Origin of the sequence: Streptomyces sp. NRRL B-24085, assembly GCF_001282115.1 — a bacterium.
GTDB lineage: Bacteria > Actinomycetota > Actinomycetes > Streptomycetales > Streptomycetaceae > Streptomyces.
Genome location: NZ_LJBR01000228.1, coordinates 1 through 9,067 on the forward strand (window position 1 = coordinate 1; position 9,067 = coordinate 9,067).

Consider the following 9,067-nt stretch of genomic DNA (forward strand, 5'->3'; position numbering starts at 1 on the left):
CCCTCCTACGACCCGCCGCAGCCCGCCCCGGTCCCGGTGGGCGCCCCCGACACCGGTCCGGTGCGTCTCGCCGGCGCCCAGGTGCCCATCGGGCCCGGCCCCCGGGTCGCCGACGCCCGGGCCGCCGCCGTGAAGGCGCCCCCGCCGGAGGCCGGCCTGGTCGCCTCCTGGTCCCGGCCGCGCCCCGGTGTCAACGGCACCGACGCCGCCGTGGGGCCGGCCGTACCGGCGCCGCCGCCCGCCCCGCCGGAGACCGCGGCCGGCTGGCGGCCCTGGCGGTTCCGCATGTCGAACGACGTGTGGGGCACCCCGGCCGTCGCCGGGGACCTCGTCTACGTCACCTCCTTCGAGGTGCACGCGCTGGACGTCGGCACCGGCCGCCGCCGCTTCAAGACGCGGGACGTGGCCTGGTCGATGGCGGTCGCGGACGGCCGTATCCACGCCTCCGACGGCCCCACCCTCTTCGCCCTGGACGCCCGCGAGGGTGCCGACCAGTGGCGGATCGGCACGGACGCCTGGGTGTACTCGCTCAAGGCCGAGCGCGGCACGGTCATCACCGGCACGCGCGGCGGCGGCGTCCAGGCGTGGGAGGCCTCCACCGGGCAGAAGCTCTGGGAGATCGCCGGCTGCCAGACGGACTTCGAGTCCCCGGAGGCCGGACCCGCGCTCCACGAGGGCACGGTCTACGTCTGGCAGGAGGGCCGCCTGCGGGCCCTGGACGCCCGCACCGGCGAGGAGCGCTGGGCGTTCCCCATCGGTGACGCGGCCTCCTGCGGCGGGGTGCCGGTCCGGGTCCCAGGCCCACGACGGCTCCGTCTACATCTCGGCCGGGACGCGCGTCATGGCCCTGGACGTGGCGAGCGGACGGGTGCGCTGGCACTTCGAGGCCCCGGCGGTCTTCCTGTGCCCGCCGACCTTCGTGCCCGGGGCCGCGGTGACGGGCGGCGGGGTGTACCTCGCCGACTACCTCGGCACGGTGTACGCCCTCGACGCGGCCGACGGCCGCGACCGCTGGCGCATCGCCACCGAGGCCCGGTCGTCGGTCGAGCCGGTGCTGGTGGCCGGCGGCCATGTCCACGTCGGCAGCGGCAAGGGCCTGTACACGCTGGACGCCGTCACCGGCACGCCGAAGTGGCGCTTCCAGGCCGGCGGCGACATCGTGGGGGCGCCCGCGGTGGCCGAGGGCCGGATCCACTTCGGGTCCACCGACCACCTGCTCTACACCCTGAAGGCCGACGACGGCCGCCTGCGCTGGAAGCTCGCCACCGGTGGGGAGATCACCGGCTCGCCGGTGGTCAGGGACGGCGTGGTGTACGCGTGCAGCAAGGACCGGTGCGTGTACGCGCTGGACGCGGAGAAGGGGACGGGGACGGCCCGGACGAACTAGCTGTCCCGCAGCCCCGTCAGGAACTCCAGCAGTGCCGTGTTCACCTCGTGCGGGCGCTCCTGCTGGGTCCAGTGACCGCAGCCGGGGAGCACGACCGGGTCCCGGACCAGGTTGGGCATCAGCCCGGGGAGCCTCTCGATGAGTTCCGGCGTTCCCGGGAACGCCGGGACCAGGTCCTTGTCGCCGTACACGTAGAGGGCGGGCGGGGTGACCCGGGCGCCGTGCCAGGGGGCCGTCAGTTCCCAGTTGCGGTCCAGGTTGCGGTACCAGTTGAGGGCGCCGGTGAAGCCCTTGGCGTAGCTGTCGGCGAGTTCGTCGAGGTCGGCCTCGGTGAGCCAGCCGGGGAGGGTCTCGGGGTCGGGCATGTCTGCCAGCCAGCCGCGGTCCGGGTCGCTCACCAGGGCCTGTTCGTAGCGCCCGGCGCCCTCGCCGTCGCCCGAGGCGCCGACAAGGAGCCTGCGCAGGGTGGAGCGGGGGTCCGCGCCGAACTCGGCGTCGGCGACCCCGGGCAGATTGAAGTAGTTCCAGTAGAAGCGGCCGCCGAACCGTTCCTGCATGGCCCGCAGCGGAGGGCGGTCGCCCCGGAACGGCGGCGGCACGCTCAGCCCCGCCACCCCGCGCACCACGTCGGGCCGCAGCAGCGCGGTGTGCCACGCGACCGGCGCCCCCCAGTCGTGGCCGACGACGAACGCCCGCTCCTCGCCCAGCGCGTGCACCAGCCCGACGACGTCCCCGACGAGGTGGAGGATGCTGTACGCCGCCACGTCCTCCGGGTGGTCGCTGTCGCCGTATCCGCGCTGGTCCGGTGCGACCACGCGGAAGCCGGCCGCGGCCAGCGGGCCGAACTGGTGGCGCCAGGAGTGCCAGGACTCCGGGAAGCCGTGCAGCAGCACGACGAGCGGCCCCTCGCCCTCCTCCGCGATGTGCAGCCGTATGCCGTTCACGTCGACCATGCGATGTTCCGCCATGCGGTGAGCATACGCCTGTACAGGGCACCGAAATTGCTAACGCAACCTGAATCCGGGATGCCGGGACCGGAACAGGCCGGCCTGCTGGTCCGGCGGCAGGTTCCCGAGCGCGACGAGGTGCGGCGCCTGCGCGAAACCCCGCTGCACGGCGGCCTCCTTGGCGGCCCAGAGCGCGCGGACCGTGCCCTGCACCCCTTCCGGCGGATACCCGGCGATCACCTGCGCGGCGGCGGTGGCGGCCGCCAACGCCCCACCGGGAGCGGTGACTTCGGTGACCAGGCCGATGGTGCGGGCGCGCTCGGCGGAGAGCCGTTCCGCCGTGCCCATCAGTGCCAGCCGCGCGGCCTCCCCGTGCGGCATGGACTGGGCCATGAGCACCGACTCGTAGGCGCTGACCATCCCGTAGGCGGTGTGCGGGTCGAAGAAGGTGGCGGCCGGGTCGGCGACGAGGAAGTCGCATTCGCCCAGGAGGTAGAAGGCGCCCCCGCAGGCCATCCCGTTCACCGCCGCGACGACCGGCTTCCACAGGTCGTTGGACTTCGGTCCGACGCGCAGCAGCGGATCGTCGGTCATGTAGGGGGAGTTCGGCTGCGGGACCTCGGCGTCCCGGTCCAGGCCGGTGCAGAAGGCCCGCTCCCCGGCACCGGTCAGGACCACGGCCCGGACGGAGTCGTCGAAGCGCAACTCCTGCCAGACGGCGACCAGTTCGTCCCGCAAACCCAGGTCGATGGCGTTCAGCCGGTGCGGCCGGTCGAGGGTGACGACCGCGACTTTGGTGTCCTGGTCGGCGGTGACCCGCAGGCCCGTCACGCCGGCACCCACTGCGGAAGCCCGTCCGAGAACACCACCTGCACCCGGGCGCCGATGCGGATCCGGCCCGGGTCGAACGAGTCCAGGGCCGCCCCGGCCGCGCTGACCAGGTTCCCGACCAGCCGTATCCGCGGGGCCTCCGCCAACTCGACCACGATCACGTTGTACGGCGCCAGCGCCGCGTAGTCGGGCAGGAGGGGCGGGTGGGGGACGACCCAGGACCAGATGCGGCCGTGCCCGGAGACCTGCCGCCACTCGGCCTCGAAGGACTGGCAGTGCGGGCAGCAGGGGCGGGGCGGGAAGCGGAGTTCGCCGCAGTCGGCGCAGGCCTGGACGCGCAGTTCGCCCCGGGCGGCGTACTGCCAGAAGGCGGCGCCCGTGGCGTCCTTCACCGGTTCGAGCATGTCAGCTCCTGTTGGTCAGCAGCAGGGCGGAGGTGGGGACCCCCTCGCCGGCGGTGACGAGGCAGGTGGTGGCGTCCGGGACCTGCGCGGTGCTGGTGCCGCGCAGTTGCCGGACGCCCTCGTCGATGAGGTTGAAGCCGTGCACGTACGCCTCGGACAGGCCGCCGCCCGCGGTGTTGACCGGCAGCCGTCCACCGGTCTCCAGGGCGCCGCCCTCGGTGAAGGCGCCGCCCTCGCCGCGGCCGCAGAAGCCGTAGCCCTCCAGGGAGAGCGGGACGAGAGAGGTGAAGGCGTCGTAGATCTGGGCCGTGTCGACGTCCTGCGGGGTGAAGTCGGCGTGCTTCCACAGGTGTCGGGCGGCCGTCCAGGCGGGCCCGGTGAGCGGGTCGTCGTTCCAGTAGTTGACCATGCCGTGGTGCTGGGCGGGCAGGCCCTGGGCGGCGGAGTGGACGTAGACCGGGGTGTTCGGGCAGTCCCGGGCGCGCTCCCGGCCGACCAGCACGCACGCCAACGCCCCGTCCGTCTCCAGGCAGTTGTCGAACAGGCACAGGGGCTCGCTGATCCAGCGGGAGGTCATGTACATCTCGCGGGTCAGAGGGCGGTCGTACATGATCGCGGCGGGGTTCTGGTTGGCGCGGTTGCGGCAGGCGAGGGCGACGTTGAAGAGGTGGTCGCGGGTCACGCCGTACTCGTGCATGTAGCGGCGGGTGAGCATGGCGATCTCGTCGGCCGGCCGGAGCAGTCCGAAGGGTCTGGTCCACTGAGCGGGGGTGGGGAGCTGGACGGTGGTGTTCGTCCACGGGCGGGGGCCGGATCCGCGCTTGCGTGACCGCCAGGCGACCCCGACCGTGGCCTGCCCGCTCGCTATCGCCGCCGCGAGGTGGGCGACCGTCGCGCACGAACCGCCGCCGCCGTAGCCGACCTTGCTGAAGAAGGTGAGGTCGCCGAGGCCGACCGCCTTCGCCAGCTCGACCTCGTCCGTCTCCTCCATGGTGTACGAGGCCAGGGCGTCGACCTCGGCGGGGGCGATCCCCGCGTCGTCGAGGGCCGCGAGCACGGCCCGGCAGGCCAGGGTCCTCTCGTCCTCGGCGAGGTGTTTCGCGAAGGGGGTCCGTCCGATGCCCACGATCGCCGTGGCGTCCTTGAGGGTCACGCTGCACGCACCTCCGCACGCTGTGAAGCCTGCTGACAGCCCGTCAGGCTACAGCTAATCTGACGGGTAGTCAGCTAATGCGTTTCCGCTTTCGGGGAGGCCGATGTGGAGTGGCGGAGCATCCCGGAGCTGGTCCGGTGGGCGGCGCGGCGGTACACCGCCACCGAGGCGGTCGTGGAGGGCCGGAACCGGGTCACCTACGGCGAGTTGGGCGCCCGCGTGGAGCGTGCGGCGGCGGCCTGTCTCGCGAACGACGTGCGGCCCGGTGACCGGGCGGCCGTCTGGGCCCCCAACTCCCTGGACTGGATGGTCGCGGCGCTCGGTGCGGTCTCGGCAGGGGCGGTCCTGGTGCCCCTCAACACCCGCTTCAAGGGCGCCGAGGCGGCCGACGTGCTGCGCAGGAGCGGGACCCGGCTGCTGTTCGTCACCGGGACCTTCCTCGGCACCTCGTACGTGGCGTCCCTGCGCCGGGCGGTGGCGGAGGGCCCCGGGCTGCCGGACCTGGAGCAGGTGGTGGTGCTGTCCGACGACGCCCCCGCCGACTACCGCACCTGGAAGGACTTCCTGGCGAGCGGGGACGGGGTGGGGGAGGCGCGGGTGCGGGAACGCGCCGACGCCGTGACCCCCGAGTCGCCCTCGGACATCGTCTTCACCTCCGGGACCACCGGCCGCCCCAAGGGCGCGGTGATCACCCACGAGCAGACCCTGCGGGCGTACGACGTCTGGTGCGAGCTGGCCGGGCTGCGGCACGGCGACCGCTACCTGATCGTGAACCCCTTCTTCCACACCTTCGGCTACAAGGCCGGGGTGATCGCCTGTCTGATGCGCGGGGCGACGATGATCCCGCAGCCGGTGTTCGACGTGGACACGGTCCTCGCCAACATCGCTGCGGAACGCGTCTCGGTGCTGCCCGGTCCGCCCACCCTCCACCAGTCCCTCCTGGACCACCCGGCGCGCACCTCCCACGACCTGTCCGCCCTGCGCCTGGTGGTGACCGGCGCCGCGGTCGTGCCGCTCAGGCTGGTCGAGCAACTGCGCGGCGAACTGGGCGTGGAGACGGTCCTGACCGCGTACGGCCTCTCGGAGGCGAGCGGCATCGTGACGATGTGCCGGCGCGGCGACCCGCTGCCCGTGATCGCGTCCACGTCCGGACGGGCCATCCCCGGCACCGAGGTGCGGGTGGAGGCCCCGCCCGGGCAGCCCGGCGAGGTCCTGGTCCGCGGCTTCAACGTGATGCGCGGCTACTACGAGGACGCGGCGGCCACCGCTCAGGCGGTGACCGAGGACGGCTGGCTGCGCACCGGCGACATCGGCGTCCTGGACGCCGGGGGCAACCTGCGGATCACCGACCGGCTGAAGGACATGTTCATCGTCGGCGGCTTCAACGCCTACCCGGCGGAGATCGAGCAACTGATCGGCCTGCACCCGGCGGTGGCCGACGTGGCGGTCGTCGGCGTGCCCGACGCCCGGCTCGGCGAGGTCGGCAGGGCGTACGTGGTCCGCCGCCCGGGTTCGGTCCTGACCGCCGACGACCTGATCGCCTGGGCCCGCCGGGAGATGGCCAACTACAAGGTGCCGCGGACCGTGGAGTTCGTGGCCCGACTGCCCCGCAACGCGAGCGGCAAGGTGGTCAAGGGGGAGCTGCGCCGGTCCTGAACGGACCGGCCCCCGGACACGCCTCGGCCGCGACGGCTCCCCCTCCGCGCCGCCGCGGCCGATCCCCGTGTGTACGGAAAGGTCCTCGTCAGACCGTCTCGTCCGTGGCGTGGTTGTCGAGCGGCTTGACGGTGCCGTCCGTCGTGCCGGCCGCCAGGGTGACGACCTTCTCGGCGCCCGTGGCGTGGTTGTCGAGGGTGGTGACCTCGTCCTCGGTCCCCGTGGCGTGGTTGTCGAGCGGCTTGACGGTGCCGTCCTGCTTCTCGGTTGCACTCATGGGTGGTGCCTCTCCCGTTTCGATGATGGGCCGGACCGCCCGGCGACTCCCCCGAGGGTCGCCGGGCGGACATGTCAGGGTCGGTAACCCTAGCGATGGCGACCACCGCTGACCCGTCTGCCCCCCGACGCGACGGATCGACAGGACGAGTCTGCCGAGCGGCGATAAACGAACGATGAACGCCGCGCCCGCACCCCGGCCTACACCGTGGCCGACGGCGTGAGCAGGTGCCGCACCTCGGCGGCCTCCGGCGAGCCGAGTTGCTCGAAGATGCCGAGCGCCTCCTGCCAGCACGCCTCCGCCCGGCCGGGCTGCCCGAGCCCGCTGAGGGCGCGGCCGAGGACCGTCAGGACGTTGCCGCGCCGCCACTCCCCGCCGATGCCCCGCAGCACGGCCAGGGCCTGCTCGGTCAGGGCGGCGGCCTGCGCGGGCCGGCGACCCGCGAGGTGGGCCTCGGCGAGCCGGAAGAGCGTCATGCCCTCCCACAGCCGCTGCCGGCTGTCCCGGAAGACCTCCAGGGCCTCCGTCAGCCGGTCCACGGCGGTGTCCAGCCGCCCCTGCCCGGTGAGCGCCAGACCCAGCGCGTACCGGCCGTTCGCGCCGCGCAGCGTGTGCCCCAGCTCGTCGTAGATGACGATGCCCTGCCGGGCGAGCTCCACCGCGCTGGTGCTGCGCCCCATGGCCAGGTGGATACGGGAGAGGTTGCACAGCGCGCTGGCCTCGCCCGCGAGGTTCCGGTCGCGCCGGAAGCTCTCGATGGCTTCCTTCAGGCACGCCTCGCCCTCCGCGTGCCGCCCCTGGTAGAGCGCGATGATGCCGCGGTCGTTGGCGGCCCAGCAGCCGGCCACCAGGTCGTCGGCCGCGCGGGCGAGCTCCATGGCCTGCCGGGCCTCCGCGTCCGCCTGTTCGAAGCGGCCGGCGGCGAGATGGACGTTGGTGAGGGTGGTGAGGGCACGCGCGCGGGTGCGCGGGTCGTCCGCCGCGTCGGCCGCGTCCCGCAGGGCGACGGCGGCGACCTCGTACTGCTTGGCGTTGGCCCCCGACTCGGCCAGGTCCTTCGCCACCCACAGCAGGTCCACCGCGCGCCGCAGCAGCGTCCCGTGCGCGCACTGCTGGACGAAGGCGAGCAGGGCGTTGGCCTCGGCGTACAGCCAGTCCTGGGCGGCGTGGCGGTCCTCGAAGGACAGCCCCGGGTGGCGGATCTCCTCCAGGTGCTCCACCAGCCGGTCGCCGGGCCGTTCGATGGCGTACACGGCCGCCGCGGTCGCGAGGTAGAAGTCCAGCAGCCGCGACAGCGCCGCCTCCCTCCCCCCTTGCCCGAAAGGCGTGGGAGGTGCCCCCACGCCGGGCGGCTGCTCGTCGCGTTCGGCGCACGCACGCGCGTAGAGCCGTACGAGATCGTGGAACCGGTAGCGGCCGGGCGCCGCCGACTCCAGCAGCGAGGTGTCGACGAGGGCCTCCAGCAGGTCCTCGGTGTCCTCGACGGGCAGGTCCAGTACGGCGGCGGCCGCGGCCAGGGAGATGTCCGGGCCGTCGGCGAGGCCCAGCAGCCGGAAGGCGCGGGCCTGGGCGGGCTCCAGCTGGCCGTAGCCGAGCTCGAAGGTGGCTTTCACGGCGAGGTCGCCGGCCTGGAGCTCGTCGAGGCGACGGCGTTCGTCGGCGAGCTTCGCGGCGAGGACGGAGACCGTCCAGGTGCGGCGGGCCGCCAGACGGGAGGCGGCGATGCGGATGGCGAGCGGGAGGAAGCCGCAGGCGGCGACCACGTCCAGGGCGGCCTTGCGCTCCGAGGCGACCCGCTCCTCGCCGACGATCCTGGTGAAGAGCTGGAGCGCCTCGTCGGGGGACATGACGTCCAGGTCGACCAGGTGGGCGCCGGCGAGGTCCACCATCCGCACCCGCGAGGTGACGAGGGCCGCGCAGCCCTCCGTGCCCGGCAGCAGGGGCCGTATCTGGGCCGCGTCGCGGGCGTTGTCGAGCAGGACGAGGACCTGGCGGCCGTCCAGGACCGAGCGGTACAGGGCGGCCCGTTCCTCCAGGGAGTCCGGGATCGCCGAGTCGGCGGTGCCGAGGGCCCGGAGGAAGGCGCCGAGGACCGTCTCCGGGTCGGCGGCCCGGGCGCCTGCACCCTGGAGGTCGACGTAGAGCTGCCCGTCGGGGAAGGCGGAGCGGGCCTGGTGGGCCACGTGAACGGCCAGCGTGGTCTTGCCGACGCCGCCGATGCCGGCCAGCGCGGACACCGCCATCACCCGGCCCTCGGAGCCGGAGGCGAGCACCTCGCTCAGTTCGGTGACGAAGGAGGCGCGGCCGGTGAAGTCGGGGACCGTGGCCGGGAGCTGGGCGGGGCGGACGGGGGCGGCGACCGGTTCGGGCTGCGGGGAGGAGGGCTCCGCGAGGCCGGGGTCGGCCCGGAGG

General features: G+C 73.9%; 7 protein-coding genes and 1 pseudogene. 2 read left to right on the plus strand and 6 right to left on the minus strand.

Going from position 1 to position 9,067, the window contains the following annotated elements:
* Positions 1-1,387, plus strand: a pseudogene (locus AOJ26_RS24170) (PQQ-binding-like beta-propeller repeat protein); the annotation flags it as partial.
* Here the strand turns inward: AOJ26_RS24170 and AOJ26_RS24175 are convergent.
* Genes AOJ26_RS24175 through AOJ26_RS24190 form a run of 4 tightly spaced genes read right to left on the minus strand, consistent with a single transcriptional unit; the run spans position 1,384 to position 4,722 of the window.
* Positions 1,384-2,355: an alpha/beta fold hydrolase gene (locus AOJ26_RS24175; RefSeq protein WP_053850452.1), complete on the minus strand. Its 972-nt coding sequence runs from the start codon at positions 2,353-2,355 to the stop codon at positions 1,384-1,386. The pseudogene AOJ26_RS24170 and the gene AOJ26_RS24175 overlap by 4 nt on opposite strands.
* 36 nt (positions 2,356-2,391) lie before the next feature.
* On the minus strand, positions 2,392-3,165 hold the full coding sequence (locus tag AOJ26_RS24180; RefSeq protein ID WP_234358659.1) for an enoyl-CoA hydratase/isomerase family protein: 774 nt from the start codon (positions 3,163-3,165) through the stop codon (positions 2,392-2,394).
* Positions 3,162-3,569, minus strand: coding sequence for a Zn-ribbon domain-containing OB-fold protein (locus AOJ26_RS24185; protein ID WP_053850454.1), 408 nt, complete (start codon positions 3,567-3,569; stop codon positions 3,162-3,164). The genes AOJ26_RS24180 and AOJ26_RS24185 overlap by 4 nt, the downstream gene beginning before the upstream one ends.
* Position 3,570: 1 nt before the next feature.
* Complete coding sequence (locus tag AOJ26_RS24190; RefSeq protein WP_053850455.1) at positions 3,571-4,722, minus strand: lipid-transfer protein; 1,152 nt, start codon at positions 4,720-4,722, stop codon at positions 3,571-3,573.
* A gap of 105 nt (positions 4,723-4,827) precedes the next feature.
* On the opposite strand from AOJ26_RS24190, the gene AOJ26_RS24195 reads away from it, so the two are divergent.
* On the plus strand, positions 4,828-6,378 hold the full coding sequence (locus AOJ26_RS24195) for a FadD3 family acyl-CoA ligase (protein WP_053850456.1): 1,551 nt from the start codon (positions 4,828-4,830) through the stop codon (positions 6,376-6,378).
* An 88-nt stretch (positions 6,379-6,466) separates the two neighbouring features.
* Here AOJ26_RS24195 and AOJ26_RS24200 read toward each other — a convergent pair whose 3' ends face one another.
* Positions 6,467-6,655 carry a hypothetical protein gene (locus AOJ26_RS24200; RefSeq protein ID WP_053850457.1) on the minus strand — a complete coding sequence of 63 codons (189 nt, stop codon included), beginning with the start codon at positions 6,653-6,655 and terminating at the stop codon, positions 6,467-6,469.
* A gap of 200 nt (positions 6,656-6,855) precedes the next feature.
* A partial coding sequence (locus AOJ26_RS24205; RefSeq protein WP_053850458.1) for an ATP-binding protein occupies positions 6,856-9,067 on the minus strand: 2,212 nt, incomplete at its 5' end.